Below are 15,458 nucleotides of genomic sequence, written 5' to 3' on the forward strand. Positions count from 1 at the left end.
TTTTTTCTGTAATAAGCATAACTGAAACTTAAAAAAACATAATTAAGTTATTAATAAAGTATTTTGATGACATAAAAACTCAACATAAATTAAATTAATTGGAGACAATCATATTTTTGAGTATTTGATAGATATGTTTGAGTAATTATAATAACTAACTAAAATTTCTTCAATAATCATTTAGAAAAATCTATATAGTTTGTAAAATCCTATCTTAATAGATACTTTATATTTACCTTTAATTTTGTTATAATACTAACAATTGACTACTAAAGGGAGAACAATATATGCAAGTAAAGAAAATTATAGTTAAAAACTTCTTAAATCCAGGTGAACAAAAGTTTGTATTTAATGAGGATCAAGTTTTAACAAGAGGTATTTTCCATAATCCGAACGAAATTCCTATGATTAATGACTTACTAAATGGTTCATGAATTGAATCAACTTTAAGTTTTGAAAAGTACTATCCAAAGTTTGCTAAAAAACTAAAAGATAAAGACATGGACTTTCAAATTGATGCTCTATTTTATTTGGAAAGTGAAGAATTAGAACAACTTAACACCATCTTAAATGGTTTGGGAGTATTAAAACCATATAAATCAAGAGCTTATTATTACTCAATTAAATGCATATATCCATTTATCTTTCCGATTGTTAGTTTAAAACCTGCAGAATTTACAGATGAAACTCCAATAGGTATTGGAAATCACTATGAAAAATTCTTTAAATCAAGTTTAAATAAAAGAGATATCTTAACTGTTATGGGTATTTCTGCTGTTGGAAGAATTAGAGATAGATACTTTGAATATAAAAATTTAAATGTAAGAGAAGATCAAAAAGTAATCTACAGAAGATATTTAGATGTTATTAAATCAACATATAGATATGACGAAGAATTTATTAAAAAATTAGGACAAGCAATTTACAATATTGATGATGGAGATATTATAAATTATGCTGATGAAGTAGAATTTTTCTTAAGAAATGATAGTTTCAATAACTTCTTAGAAACAATCCCTTTATTAAAAGAAGATGAAATGCTTAAAAATGATTTTGCTAAATTAATATTTGATGTATATTTAGTAGATTTAAAATGAATTTATTCAGTTAGAACTTCAAATGATATTGTTGAAATCAGAAAAAACTTATTTGAAAATTATTGCGAAAAAGCTTTATTTTCAAAAGAATTATTAAATTTCTTTAATACAAAATTAACAGTAGATAAAAAACTATTTGATTACAGTGTTTCAATTAACCACTTCTCAAATAATTTAGATGAAACTATAGTTTACAAAGGTGAACCTCAATTCGAAAAAATATTTGAAAAGGGTGCTATTGAACCTAAATTTGTTGAAGTTAAAGATACTAAGAAAATTAATAATAAAAAAATTAAAACTTTAAAAGAAAATTTAAAGAAAACAAAAGAGCAAGAGAAGAAAGCTGAAAAAGTTAAAAAAGAAAAAGTCAAAAAAGTTATGAAAGATACTAAGAAAACTAAAAAGAAAATAGAAAAAGAAAGTAAAATAAAAAAAATAGATAAATAATGAAGTTATAGTTTATCTATTTTTTTATGGGAGATTTATTATGGCAGAAATAAAAGAAACAGATATATTATCCAACCTTGTTAGTAAGCAACAATTATATAAGGCTGCAAGAAATACAAAAATTTCAAATGAGGATACTCAAAGATTTATTGACTCAATTTTTGGTAATTATTATTTGGATAATGATAATATTAATTTTCTTGTTAAAAACGGTTATAACTTCTTTTCTATTGACGATGAAGAATTATGTTTTTGCTTAAGTGGGATTGTATTTAAAGAATGTTGTAAAGCTAATTTATCGGAAGATAAAAAAGAAAACTACATACCATTTTTAAAAGCTATAATTAGTTATGAAAATTATAGTGAGTATTTAGACTTTTCTTCAAAACTATTTGAAAAAAATTATTCAGCAATGTCTGAAAATGAAAAATGTAATATACCATATTGCGATAAAAAAGCTGTTGAAAATAAGCTTTACAATGTTGATTTTAATGTATGTAAATTAGTTTCTTCAAATAAAAGAAATATTTTTGATAATAACTATCAAATGGGTCACTCATTTTTCAATGAAGTGAAAGACGATCAATTTAGATATTATGGATTTTGTGATCAACATTATATAAAGATTCAAAATATAGAAATGACTAAAAAAAGTTCTGATGAGGATATTTTGACTATCAATTTTACAACTGTTGTTTATAAATTATTCTTAGCAAGAGTTCAAATGGAAGCACTTAAAGAAGAGTATAGGAATTATTTTAATTCAATAAGTCAAGAAGCTATTAAAGCTTTATTTATATATAACTTAAGAAAAGTTTCTAATCATTTAAGTTCATTAATTGATTTATATAATTTCTTTTTAGAATCACTTAAAGGTGATTCTAAAGATTATGAAATTGTTAAATTTAATTTACCTAGAACAAATAACTTTAGAATTAAAGACGTGTTCCAACCGCAAATAACTCCAGAAAATTTTAAAGTTGTTAATTCAATTAATAATTTATTTATTCCAGAAAGTTTTGCAACAATTTCTATGTATAGTGATAAAAATAATTCATTCATCACAATGGTATATGATAGAAAAAATCAAAATATGAAAGAATTCTTTGATCAATATTTGAAAGTTGTTAAATCTAAAATGAAAAGTGAAGCCGCATTTATTTCCAATTGTTCTTTAATACTTGCAGATAATATTATTTTCAATAAAGAATGATTTGATGGTCTAGAAGATCAAGAAAAATTTCTGTACTCTGCATTAAATAAATTTAGATTTGAACACCCTAATATGGGTCAAGAATATTTAAAAATGAAATTCTTTGCAGGATTCAATAAAGGAAATAATTTCTTTTAAAAAATAGGGGTGCTTTAAAATGACAGGTATTTTTAATTCAGATGAAATTTTGAATAAACTTACAAATAAAATATTAGCTCAAGGAGAAAGACATGTACTAATAAATGGTCCTGAGTGATCAGGTAAAAGTACCTTGGTTAATTCTTTTTGTGATAAATTCAAACAAGAGGGTTGAAATGTAATAAGTTTTAATCCAGAACAATTTGACTTTTCGAAAGACTTATTTGAACAATTCATAACAATTATTCTTATGGGTATTAGAAGAAAAGTTGGTCAAAAAGAGTTTTTAAATTTTTTAAAAAGTAGAAATTTAAAAAATATTGTAAGAAAGAAAATTAAGACAAACAATAGAGCTGTTGCTTTTAGATATTTTTTTAATCAAAAACAAATAAATGATGATATAGATAAAAATGAACTATTAAATATACAGACGCTAATTGAAATTAATAATGCTTTAAAAAGATTGCAAATAGATTTACTTATTGTTTTTAATGATTTTGAAAAAACTGATTTAGTTTCTGATTTAAATGAATATAGAGTTATTAGGAAAATAAAAAAATACCTTACCGAAGCAAGAATGATTACAACATTCAACTTTCCAGATATTGAAAATCTTTCCACTGCTTCAAAATTTAATTTAGAAAAAACTTTTGATGGTGTTATAGATCTTTATAAAGAAAAATTAATGTTTACACACCCAAACACACAAGTTAACTACTTTATTAAAAGAATGGATATAAAAAATTTATTTTTAATAAATTCAATTAATGAAAGCATGGAGCTGCCTGAGAAATGATTAAAAAGGAATTTAAAAATTCCAGATACATACGAAAATAGAATTTTATATTATGAAGAAATTTATTTTGTAGTTTGATTCTTGCAATATTTAAGATTAAATAATGATAAACTTTTCAATATAATGCAAGAAGATATCAAGTTATATGATGGAATTAGAAAAAATAAATATAGTCAAGAAGAGTTGGAAGATAATAATAATCTTGGTAATATAAAATACATTAATCTTTTATTAAAAACTAGAGGTTATAAATTTGAAGGTGAATATAAGTTCTATGAAATATTAAAATTAATAAATACACCATTAAAGTGAGAAAATCCAATAATAGTCACTGTTGAATCTAAACCAAATGTGCTTAATATAATTAATGAATATGCATTCATGTTTATATTTAATTGTGTTTTAAGTAATGTTGAGAATATAATAGAAAATAAAAATTCAGAAACTTTATTAATTAATTTTGAACATAATCAAAAAGAATTAAAAACATTTGCATCTTGCTTATATCCAAGAACATTAAAACAAATAAATACATCAAAGGAAAAAGAAATATATGATTTGAGTGTATTTGAAATGGTAAAAGAGTTAATTGAAAAGTTATAATAAAAAAAACACTTATATAGTGTTTTTTTTATTTTTTTTATACTGATTGATCTCAATCAATATCATTTTCCTCTTGTTTATTTTTTTTATAACATTCATCACAAACAAAAATAGCCAATTCATCTCCAATTGATTCATCAAAAACGTAAATTCTTTTTTTGTCCATAAAGTTTAATTCATTACTACAATCTTTATTTTGACATTGTTCTTTCATTTTCTCAACTCCTTATGTATATCTTACTCAATTATTACAAAAAATAAAGGCATAAATTTTTAAAGAGTTAAAAGGTTGATAAAAATATAGAAAAAATGCACTTTAAATGCACTTTTGAAATTATTTTAAAAGTTACTTGTTTTTAAAATAACATAATCAACTTTTTTAATATCGTTTAATGTAGTTCCACCTGAGTAAGAAATAGATGATTGAAGATCTTCTTGCATCTCTTTGTAAGTATCCATTAGTTTTCCTCTTACTTTGATAAGTTCCTTTTTACCTTCGACATATCTTTTTTCACCTTTATTGTATTCGCTTGCACTACCGTAGTATTCCTTGAATAATTCTCCATCAACAGTAACATTTGCTCCAGGTGATTCTTCATGTGCTGCAAATAAACTTCCTACCATGCACATTGTTGCTCCAAATCTAATTGATTTAGCAATGTCTCCATTAACCCTTAAACCTCCATCTGCAATTATTGGTTTATGAGCGGCTTTACTACATCATTTTATTGCTCCAAGTTGTCAACCACCAGTACCAAAACCAGTTTTTAGTTTTGTAATACATACTTTACCAGGTCCAACACCTACCTTAGTAGCATCGGCCCCTCAAAATTCTAAGTCTCTAACTGCATGGGGTGTTCCAACGTTCCCCGCAATAATGAATGTTCTATCTTGCATGTTTTTTCTAATATGTTCTATCATATTTTTAACACTTAATGAGTGTCCGTGAGCGATATCTATTGTTATATAGTTTGGTATTATTTTGTCTTTTGCTAATTTTTCAATTAGTTCATAGTCTTCTTTTTTAACTCCTACACTTATTGATGAAATTAGATTTGCTTCATTCATTTTCTTTGTAAAAGAATATGAATCTACATTAAATCTGTGCATTACATAAAAGTGTCCATCTTTAGCTAGTTTTTCGCATAATTCTTCATTTATTACTGAAGCCATGTTTGCTGGCATTACTGGCATTTTAAATGTATTTTTCCCAAGTTTTACTTCTGTGTTACACTCACTTCTTGAGTTAACCACACACATACTTGGTATAAGTTGTATATCTTCATAATCAAATGCGTACATTTATATTTCTCCTTGTGTCCTATGAGATTATAGCAATAAAAAAACTAAAATTTACAAAAAAAGAAAATAAAAAATAACCCAAAGGTTATTTTAGAATTTTTTGGCAACTTCAATAATTTTGTCAGCTATTTGATCAATTGCCTCATCAGGGTTCATTGTTGAAATAGGTGCTATTTTTGTTCCTGCAAATAAAATTGGTTCATTTACATTTGCTCCAACAAATTCTCAAGTTCCTTTTAAGAATTCTGTATGATTTCCTCATGGATATCAACCAAAAGGTGCTCCTTGTGTTGTTAAAATTTGAACAGTTAAGTGTTCTAAAAGACCTTTTGCGTCTCCTTGTTTAACGTATTTGTATGAGAAAGTTTGATCTGCTAATAAAACGTGATCCAAGTAATTTTTAATTAAACCTGATACGTTAAAGTTGTTCATTGGACTTGATATTATAACTTTATCAACTTCTTTTAGTTGGTTGATATACTTTAAAGCATCTTGTTCATTGAAATATGTTCCAAAGTTTTCTCTTGAAAGTGTTTTGTGAGCCATTTCCTCCTTATTTAAATCCAAATTGATGATTTCATCATTTGGATTTAATGATTTATATTCTTTAACAAATCTATTTGTTAAAGATAATGAAAATGATTTTTCAGCAGGACTAACTGTTCCTGTGATTACTAAAACTTTTTTTGACATTTTTATCTCTCCTTATATCAATTTAATTTTATAGTTAAAATAGTGAAAATTTTTTCATAATTTCAATAAATTAAATATAAAATATTAATTGAATATAGAGGTACAAAATGGAAAAAGTTACAATTATCATAATTGCTGGAGGAAGTGCTAGTGGTAAAACAACTGTTGCACATACAATAGCAAATGAAATCTTTGTCAATAAACCTGTAACCCACTTATCAATGGATAGTTACTACAAAGATTTTAGTGATCTTACTTTTGAAGAAAAACAATTATTAAACTTTGACCATCCAAGTTCTTTAGATATAGAATTATTATGTAAACATTTAGATGATTTAAAGGATTTTAAATCAATTCAAGTTCCTGTTTACGATTTTAAAACTCACTCACAAAAAGGTGAATATATAACAGTTGAGCCTTCAAATGTAGTTATCTTGGATGGAATTCTTTCTCTTCATGTAGAAGAGATTAGAAAAAGAGGAGATATCAAACTTTTTATAAGAACAGATGATGATATCAGATTTATAAGAAGGCTTATGAGAGACGTAAATGATAGAGGAAGAAAACTAGATGATGTTGTAAATCAGTATTTAAATACTGTAAAACCAATGTATAAATTCTTTGTAGAACCATCAATTGACCATGCTGATTTGATCATTCCTTATTATGAAGGTAATAGCATTGCAATTGATATGGTTGCTGCAAAAATAAGTAGTCTTTTGAAGAAGTAAAACCATTAATATAAAGAGAAAATGAGTTTAAAATCTCATTTTTTTGTTTAAATTTTTCTCATATTAAATGTTTTTTTTGTCTAAAATTAAAAAAAATAGAGGCAAAACCTTTATTTAGGGGGTTTTATAGAAAATTGACATTAATTATTCAAATGTGTTATATTTAGTTTAAATGGAATAATGAGGTAAAAATATGGCTGAAAATAATAAGAATTTATCTTATACAGAAGATAGTATTCAAATTTTAGAAGGATTAGAAGCTGTTAGAAAAAGGCCTGGTATGTATATTGGGTCAACAGACTCAAGAGGTCTTCATCACTTGGTTTGAGAAATAGTTGACAACTCAATTGATGAGGCTTTAGCTGGAATATGTACTGAGATAAATGTTTCTATCGAAAAAGATGGATCAATAACTGTAAAAGATAATGGTCGTGGTGTTCCAATTGGTAATTACAAGGGGACAAATCAATCAACTCCTGAAATTATTTTTTCAGTATTACATGCTGGAGGAAAATTTGGTGGTGATGGTTATAAAACATCTGGAGGACTTCACGGTGTTGGGTCATCAGTTGTTAATGCGCTTTCAAGTAAATTTAAAGTTACTATTCACAGAGATGGACTAATTTCAAAAATTAAGTTTGCAAATGGTGGTAAGTTAGTTGAACCATTAAAACAAATTGGAACAAGCAAACAAAATGGTACAATGGTAAATTTCCTACCAGATGAAACGATGTTTTCTACAACAAAATTCTCATTTTCTACAATTAGTGAGAGATTAAAAGAATCAGCTCTTTTAAACTCAGGACTTAAACTAACATTAAAAGATAATAGAAGTGACAAATATGTTGAATACATTTATGAAAATGGTTTAACAGAATTTGTAAATGAACTTAAAGGAGATCAAAAAGCGCTTTGCTCACCAATTCTTTTAAAAGGTAGTGAACAAAGTATTGATGTTGAAATCGCACTAACTTATACAACAGATTTCTCAGAAACTGTTTTAGGTTTTGCAAACAATGTTAAAACTAGTGATGGTGGAACTCACATGACTGGTTTTAGATCAGGTTTAGTAAAGGCTCTTAATGAATATGGAAGAGCTCAAAATATTTTAAAAGAAAAAGACAAAAGACTAGATACTTCAGATATTAAAGAAGGTTTAATTGCCATTGTTACAGTAAAAATACCTGAAAGTTTAATCCAATATGAGGGACAAACTAAGGGTAAATTAGGAACCAGTGAAGCTAGGGTTGCTTGTGAAAAGGTTACAGAGCAAAACATAAGTTTTTGATTGCAAGAAAATAAATTAATTGCCATTTCTATTATAGAAAAAGCTCTTTTGGCTAGAAAAGCAAAAGAAGAAGCTAGAAAAGCTAGACAAGCAGTTAGAGATCAAAAATCAAAATCAAAATCAAGAACAATGCTTGGTAAGTTAACTCCAGCTCAAGGAAGAAATAAGAATGAAAACGAGTTGTTTTTAGTCGAAGGGGATTCAGCTGGAGGAAGTGCTAAATCGGGAAGAGATAGAAAATTTCAAGCAATTTTACCCCTTAGAGGTAAAGTTATTAATGCTGAAAAGACTAAATTAATAGACTTATTAAAAAATGAAGAAATTACAACAATTATTAATGCTATTGGCGCTGGAATTGGAAGTGACTTTGACTTAAGTGACTCAAACTATGGAAAAATAATTCTTATGACCGACGCCGATACTGATGGAGCTCACATACAAACACTACTTTTAACATTCTTCTACCGTTACATGAAAGAGTTAATTGTGAATAAAAACATTTATATTGCAATGCCTCCTTTATTTAAAGTAACAACAAGTTCTAATAAAAAAGAATTTATGTACTTATGAACAGAAGAAGAATTAGCAATTTTTATGAAAAAAACTAAATCAAAAGTTGAAATTCAGAGATACAAAGGGTTAGGAGAAATGAATGCAGACCAACTTTGGGAAACTACCATGGACCCAGAAAATAGAAAACTTATACAAGTTACTATAGACGATGCTCTTGCTGCAGAAAATTCATTTAGAACATTAATGGGTGACAACTCTGAAAAAAGAAAAGAATGAATTGAAGAAAACGTTAAATTTACACTTGAAGAAAACGTTGATTTTATTTAATTTTAAAAAAATTTAGCTAGACAGGTGGTGATGATATGGAACAGAAAGTGCCTTTTGAACAAAAGGTTGATATCATTATAAAAAAATTTGAAGAATATAATAAGATAAATAAAGATATTAAAAGATATGGAGATATTTTTAATACTTTTGTTTTTTCTTATGAAATAAAAGCACCTGAACTATTTTTTGAATTAAAAAGTACTGATTATGATGAAAACAACTTTTCCATGACATCACTTGCAGCTGAACAATGAATAGAAATAAATGTAGAAAATGATAATGAAGTTAACTGATTAATTAAAACTATTAATAAGTTTATTGAAAAAGCTCAAACAACAATGAAAAAAGCTAGAGAGTTTTCAAAACCTCATGTTGGTATTCTTGTATATGATGAATTTACAGATTCATATTATTTAAACCCAACTACAGGTCCAATTCTTTTGAAATCTAAAGAAATATCAAAAGAAATTTCATCAACAAGAATAGATATATTTAATATTTTTATTAATTTGAGATCAGCTGTTATTGAAGAAGATAGAAGAGTTGAATTGTTTGGTCTTTCAGAGTCTGAAGTAATTGAAAAAATAAAAGATTCTCTTAAATCAATAAAATCATCAGCTACAAAAATTATGAAAATTGAAGGGATTCCTCGTTATATGGTTTCTATTGAACAAGAGGGAGATAAAATCTTCTATAATACATATGCAACAGTAGATTTCGGTCTAGAAGCTGCAAATAAAAATAAAGTTAATGAAATTGATTTAGAAGCAGATTTAAACAATTTTGAGGAACTAGAATTAATATATGTGCAAATTAGAAAAGATGAAGAAGTAAGTAAAAACATGGTGGATTTAGCAAGAAGTTTAGTTTCAAGAAATGATCCAAAACTTTATGTTCAGAATTCAACAACAGGTCTTTGAACACTATCAAAAGAAGGTAAAGAAACAATTAAAAACTTAAATATTATTGATTTCATTAATAATGACATCAGTGAAATTGATTTCTCAATTGATTAGGAGGAAAATAAAATGTCAATAAAAGAAGAAAAAGGAATAATTAATTTCCCGCTTGAAGATTTAATGGGTGATAGATTTGGAAGATATGCTAAATATATCATTCAAGAAAGAGCTTTACCTGATGTGAGAGATGGTCTAAAACCAGTTCAAAGACGTATATTGTTTACTATGAATGAAATTAATTTAACCCATGATAGAGCATATAAAAAATCTGCTCGTGTTGTTGGTGATGTTATTGGTAAATACCACCCACATGGTGATACATCTGTTTATGATGCTTTAGTACGTATGAGTCAACCTTGAAAACTAAATATACCTTTAGTTGATATGCACGGTAATAATGGTTCTATTGATGGAGATAGCGCAGCTGCTATGCGTTATACTGAAACAAGGCTTGCTAAAATATCAAGCATTATTTTAGCTGACTTACAAAAAAATACAGTATTATTTGCACCAAACTATGATGATTCAGAAAAGGAACCAACAGTATTACCTGGTTACTTTCCAAACATTTTAGTAAATGGCGCTACGGGTATTGCTGCAGGTTATGCAACAAATATGCCTCCTCACAACATTAATGAAATAATTGATGCAGTTATCGCTACAATTAAAAACCCAAAAATTAAATTAAAAGATATTTTAAAAATTGTTAAAGGTCCGGACTTTCCAACTGGTGGAATTGTTATGGGTCAAGAAGGAATAGAATCAGCATTTGAAACTGGTAAAGGAAGAGTTATTCTTCAATCAAAAATGCATAGAGAAGAAAATAATATTGTTATTGATGAAATTCCTTATGAAGTTGTAAAACAAGATCTTGTAAGGAAAATTGGAGATGTTGTTGATGCAAACCCTCAAATTGAAGTTAAAGAAGTTAGAGATGAAACTGATAGAACTGGTTTAAGAATTGTAATTGAATTGTCTGCAAAAGCAGATTATGAAATAACAAGAAAATTTTTATTAAAAAATACTCCATTACAAGTTTCATATAACTATAACAATGTTGTTATTGTTGACAAGCAACCAAAACAATTGGGTATCATTCCTATGATCTTGGCTTACATTGATCACTACAAAGAAGTTTTTTCAAGAAAAACTAAATTTGAATTAGATAAAGCTGCAAAAAGATTGGAAATTATTGATGGATTAATCAAAGCTATTTCAATTCTTGACAGTGTCATTAAAATAATTAGAGACTCATCAAATAGAAGTGATGCCATAGCTAATTTAATGGAAAAACATTCATTCAGTGAAACACAATCAATTGCTATTGTTGATTTAAGATTGTACAGATTAACTTCAACTGATGTTGTTAAGTTAGAAGAAGAGAAAAAAGAATTAGCTTCTTTAATAGAAGGATATAAATTAATTCTAAATGATGCTCAAGTGTTAGATGATAAAGTAATTGAACAACTTAGTGCAACTAAAAAAGAATTTGGTGTGGCAAGAAGAAGTGAAGTGGTTGCTGAAATTGAAAACATCGAAGTTGAAATTAAGAAAACTATAGTCCAAAAGGATTACACAATTTGAATTTCACAAGATGGTTACTTAAAAGCAATTGAAGATTCACAACTAGGTAAAAATTCTATGGCAGATTTTAAACGAAAACCAAATGATATTTGAATTTCACAAGTGCCTGCTTCAAGTTTGGATCATATATTACTTGTATCGAGTGCTGGAACATATTATTCAATACCTGTTTATAAAATAATTCCAAGTAAATGAAAAGAAACGGGAATGCATATAAATAAAGTTGCAACAATTACTGGTAATGAAAGAATCCTTGCCGCATTTGTAGTTAAGGAATTTAAAAATGCAAAACAAGAAGTATTGCTAGCAACTAAAAAAGGTATGATAAAACGTACACCTATAGAAGATTTAGAAACAAAAATGTTTTCTAAACCATTTAGAATTATTAAATTGCAAGCAGAAGATGAACTTGTATCAGCTTCACTTGTAACTTCACAAACAAAAACAGTTACAATGCTTACAAGAACTGGATTTGCTGTTAGATATGATATCTCAGAAATTCCTTCAGCAGGACCAAATGCAAAAGGTGTTAAATCAACTGTTGTTAAAGATGAAGATATTGTTGCAGGTAAAGCTTTTGCGAGTGGAGATATATTAATAATTACAAATAAAGGTAATGTTAAAAAAATTCAACAAGATCTTGTTCCGATTATGGCAAGACCAAAGCGTGGTGTTAGATTATATCCATGAAATAAAAAACGTGATGAATTTGCAACATTCCTATATAATGTTCAAACAAAAGATATTTTAAATATCTTGGATGAAGAAGATAATTTAACACAGTTAAATGTTAAAAATTTTAAATTTGCTGAACTTGAAGATGTACCTGAAGATTTAGATATGGCTGAAATCATAACTACAACTTTAGAAAAGTCATTTATTATTAAAAACGGAGATACTCCAATTCCACCAAGAAGTGGTGAAGATGATGAAGTGAAATCTGTTGAAGTTAAAAAAGAAACAATTTCTAAAAAGCCGGTTGTTGAAAAACAATCTAAAGTAAGTATTAATGATGAAGAAACAAGCGAACTTAAAATAGATGTTGAAGATTTAATTTAAAAACACCTAAGGTGTTTTTTTTCTTTCTTTATGGTTAAATTATATTGAAATGAGGATAATATGATTATTCAAATTATTGGATCAAATGATATTGATAATGAAAATCTAGGAAAATACTTAGCAAAGAAGTATGGATTTGAAATATATGGTATTGATTTTTTTATTAAAGAGACTAAAGAAGAAGTTATATCAAATTATTTAGATTTTGTTTTTAAAGATAATGATTGTATAGTTGTTGGGATGATGTCAAATTTAATTAATTCTTCTTTTTATAAAAGAAGATATTTAATTTGATTAGATAAAAATGATGAAAATAAAATAAATAATAAAGATAAAATGAATTATTACAATGAAATATTTAAAGAATACAAAATCTGTAAATCAAATAAAATAATAATAAAGGCAGACATAAATCTAAGAGATCAAGAACAACTTCTCTTAAATATAATGGAGAAAAAAGATTATGAGTACATACAAAGGAAAAATAAGTAGATTTATTTATAAAGGTGAAAATGGTTTTGCTATTGCGATTTTTATTTTATTTAACAATGAAAAAAAATCTATAACTCTTACTGGACCAATTGGTTTAATGAGAATGGGAATAGTTTATGAAATAACAGGTGAAGAAGTTGATGATATAAAAAGAAATCAAAAAAACTTTGCAGTTAAAAGTTTTTCACAAGTTAAACATTTTGATAAAGAGGGATTAATAAAATATTTAAGTTCCCCAACATTCCCAACTGTAGGTAAAAAATTAGCAGAAAATATTGTTAATCACTTTGGCGAAGATTTATTTAAAAAAATAATTGAAAATAAAAGTGAATTATTTTTAATTTCAGAAATGACAGAAGCTAAAGCTCAAATAATTTATGATGTAGTAGTTGAAAAATTTGGAAACAACAAAGTTTTAGATATGTTTGTTGAGAATAATTTAAAAATGGAGTTCTTGAATTTGCTTCAACAAGAAATAGAAGATATGAATATTATTGAGCAAATATTAAATGATGATTTTTATACTTGAGCTAATGAAAATAAATTACAACCTTTTTCAGAAATAGATAGAGTTGCCGTTGCTTTTGGTATGAACGAATTTGATGAAAAAAGAATTTCTTGATATGCTTGTGAGTTTGTGAAAGAAATTTTATTTAAGGAAGGAAATACTTACACTTCTCTAGAAGAACTTACAAAAAAATTAAGACAACAATTTCCAAATCTAGAAGGAGATCTTTATAAGAAGCTTGTTTATGCAAAGAATGAAAAGATACTTTACTTTAAAAATGAAAAAATTTATACAAAAGAAAGTTATGAAGATGAGCAATACATTGCAAAAGAATTATTTGATCTCGCAAGCAAATCACATTATATTAAACGAGAATTTGATTTTGATTTAAAAATAAAAGAAGTAGAAAAATTTATATCTTCTAGAAATGGAATTGAAAATTTTAAATATAATGAGGAACAAGTTGAAGCCATTAAAAATTTCATAGATAATGATATTTCAATTATTACTGGAGGACCAGGAACTGGTAAGACAACTGTTATTACTGGAATTGTTAAAATGTATGAACTTGTCTATAATGATTCCAATTTTGCAATTACAGCACCAACCGGAAGAGCTGCAGGAAAAATTAAAGATGATTCAGGTTATAAAACCTCTACAATACATAGACTATTACAATATTCAGGAAATGATGTTTTTGAAGCAAATGAGTCTAAACCAATTTATAGAAATCTTGTAGTTATAGATGAATGTTCAATGATTGATAATCATTTATTCGCTTCTTTATTAAAGGGTGTAAAAGGTATCAATAAAATTTTATTGGTTGGAGATGTTGAACAACTTCCAAGTGTAAGTTATGGTAATTTATATGAAGATTTAATTGAGTCTAAACAATTTAAAACAACTCGGTTAATTAAAAATAATAGACAAAAAACAAATGAAGGTGAACTAAATTCAATTATTGAACTTTCAAATGCAATAAAAAATGAAGAAGTAAAAGAGTTTGATTTTGCAAATTCTACAAATGTAAATTTCGTATTTTCAAATGACTTTAATCAATCAATTAACATCTTAAAAGAAACTTATTTAAATATTAATCCTTCAAATATTGAAGAACAATTAAATAACATACAAATAATTGCTCCAATGTATAAAGAAGCTTTGGGAATTGATAATATCAATTCTATTATCCAAAATCTAGTAAATCCAACAAATTCAAAAGTATATAAAAGATATGATGCAGAATTTAGAGTTAACGATAAGGTTATGTATATTGAAAATGACCCAACATTTGAACTTTCAAATGGTGATGTGGGTTACATCAAAGAATTAAACTTTATCGGAGATAAATTTAAAACAGCTAAAATCATATTTAATGAAAGAGAAATTGAAATGGGTTTAAGTTCATTCAATAAAGTGAAATTAAATTATGCTTGTTCGATTCACAAGACTCAAGGTAGTGAATATAAAAACACAATATTGGTTCTAGATGGAACAAATAGGGTAAGCAACTTTGTTTTAAACAAAAAAATGCTATACACTGCAATAACAAGAGCCAAAGAAAGATTAATCATTATTTCTGACAGCAATTTATTTGTTAAATCATGTTATAAAAATGCAAAACAAAGATTAACAACTTTAAAAGAAACAATTTCATTATTGAATAATATTTAAATTATATATATAATAATTTTTAGTGGGGTAAAAT

The 15,458-nt window shown here is 26.3% G+C and carries 12 protein-coding genes; 9 read left to right on the forward strand and 3 right to left on the reverse strand.

What is annotated here, in order from left to right; translation table 4 throughout:
* The first annotated feature begins 287 nt into the window (after window positions 1-287).
* From SMONO_RS01965 to SMONO_RS01975, 3 genes are read left to right on the forward strand one after another with little or no spacing between them, the layout of a single operon-like run.
* Window positions 288-1,544, forward strand: coding sequence for a hypothetical protein (locus SMONO_RS01965; RefSeq protein ID WP_101780680.1), 1,257 nt, complete (start codon window positions 288-290; stop codon window positions 1,542-1,544).
* 40 nt (window positions 1,545-1,584) lie between these two features.
* Window positions 1,585-2,895: a hypothetical protein gene (locus tag SMONO_RS01970; protein ID WP_101780681.1), complete on the forward strand. Its 1,311-nt coding sequence runs from the start codon at window positions 1,585-1,587 to the stop codon at window positions 2,893-2,895.
* A gap of 19 nt (window positions 2,896-2,914) precedes the next feature.
* Entirely contained in the window at window positions 2,915-4,294 is a 1,380-nt protein-coding gene (locus tag SMONO_RS01975; protein ID WP_101780682.1) for a P-loop NTPase family protein, read from the forward strand.
* A gap of 37 nt (window positions 4,295-4,331) precedes the next feature.
* Here SMONO_RS01975 and SMONO_RS04250 read toward each other — a convergent pair whose 3' ends face one another.
* The 3 genes from SMONO_RS04250 to SMONO_RS01985 form a co-directional block, all read right to left on the reverse strand.
* A complete protein-coding gene (locus SMONO_RS04250) occupies window positions 4,332-4,508 on the reverse strand; it encodes a hypothetical protein (RefSeq protein ID WP_158637893.1) in 177 nt (58 codons plus the stop codon).
* Between the two features lie 125 nt (window positions 4,509-4,633).
* Window positions 4,634-5,596, reverse strand: a complete 963-nt coding sequence (locus SMONO_RS01980; RefSeq protein WP_101780683.1) for a GMP reductase — start codon at window positions 5,594-5,596, stop codon at window positions 4,634-4,636.
* A 90-nt stretch (window positions 5,597-5,686) separates the two neighbouring features.
* Window positions 5,687-6,289, reverse strand: a complete 603-nt coding sequence (locus SMONO_RS01985; protein ID WP_101780684.1) for an FMN-dependent NADH-azoreductase — start codon at window positions 6,287-6,289, stop codon at window positions 5,687-5,689.
* A 107-nt stretch (window positions 6,290-6,396) separates the two neighbouring features.
* Here SMONO_RS01985 and udk point away from each other — a divergent pair, with 107 nt between their 5' ends.
* From udk to recD2, 6 genes are all read left to right on the forward strand, one after another.
* A complete protein-coding gene (gene udk / locus SMONO_RS01990; RefSeq protein WP_101780685.1) occupies window positions 6,397-7,020 on the forward strand; it encodes a uridine kinase in 624 nt (207 codons plus the stop codon).
* A gap of 193 nt (window positions 7,021-7,213) precedes the next feature.
* Window positions 7,214-9,148, forward strand: a complete 1,935-nt coding sequence (parE, locus tag SMONO_RS01995; RefSeq protein WP_101780686.1) for a DNA topoisomerase IV subunit B — start codon at window positions 7,214-7,216, stop codon at window positions 9,146-9,148.
* A 35-nt stretch (window positions 9,149-9,183) separates the two neighbouring features.
* A complete protein-coding gene (locus tag SMONO_RS02000) occupies window positions 9,184-10,164 on the forward strand; it encodes a hypothetical protein (protein WP_101780687.1) in 981 nt (326 codons plus the stop codon).
* Between the two features lie 18 nt (window positions 10,165-10,182).
* Window positions 10,183-12,750, forward strand: coding sequence for a DNA topoisomerase IV subunit A (gene parC, locus SMONO_RS02005; RefSeq protein WP_425443423.1), 2,568 nt, complete (start codon window positions 10,183-10,185; stop codon window positions 12,748-12,750).
* A 60-nt stretch (window positions 12,751-12,810) separates the two neighbouring features.
* Entirely contained in the window at window positions 12,811-13,242 is a 432-nt protein-coding gene (locus SMONO_RS02010; RefSeq protein ID WP_158637894.1) for a hypothetical protein, read from the forward strand.
* Window positions 13,214-15,424, forward strand: a complete 2,211-nt coding sequence (gene recD2 / locus SMONO_RS02015; protein ID WP_101780690.1) for an SF1B family DNA helicase RecD2 — start codon at window positions 13,214-13,216, stop codon at window positions 15,422-15,424. The genes SMONO_RS02010 and recD2 overlap by 29 nt, the downstream gene beginning before the upstream one ends.
* Window positions 15,425-15,458 lie beyond the last annotated feature (34 nt).

The sequence above is a fragment of the Spiroplasma monobiae MQ-1 genome (assembly GCF_002865545.1).
GTDB classification, from domain to species: Bacteria; Bacillota_I; Bacilli_A; order Mycoplasmatales; family Mycoplasmataceae; genus Spiroplasma_A; species Spiroplasma_A monobiae.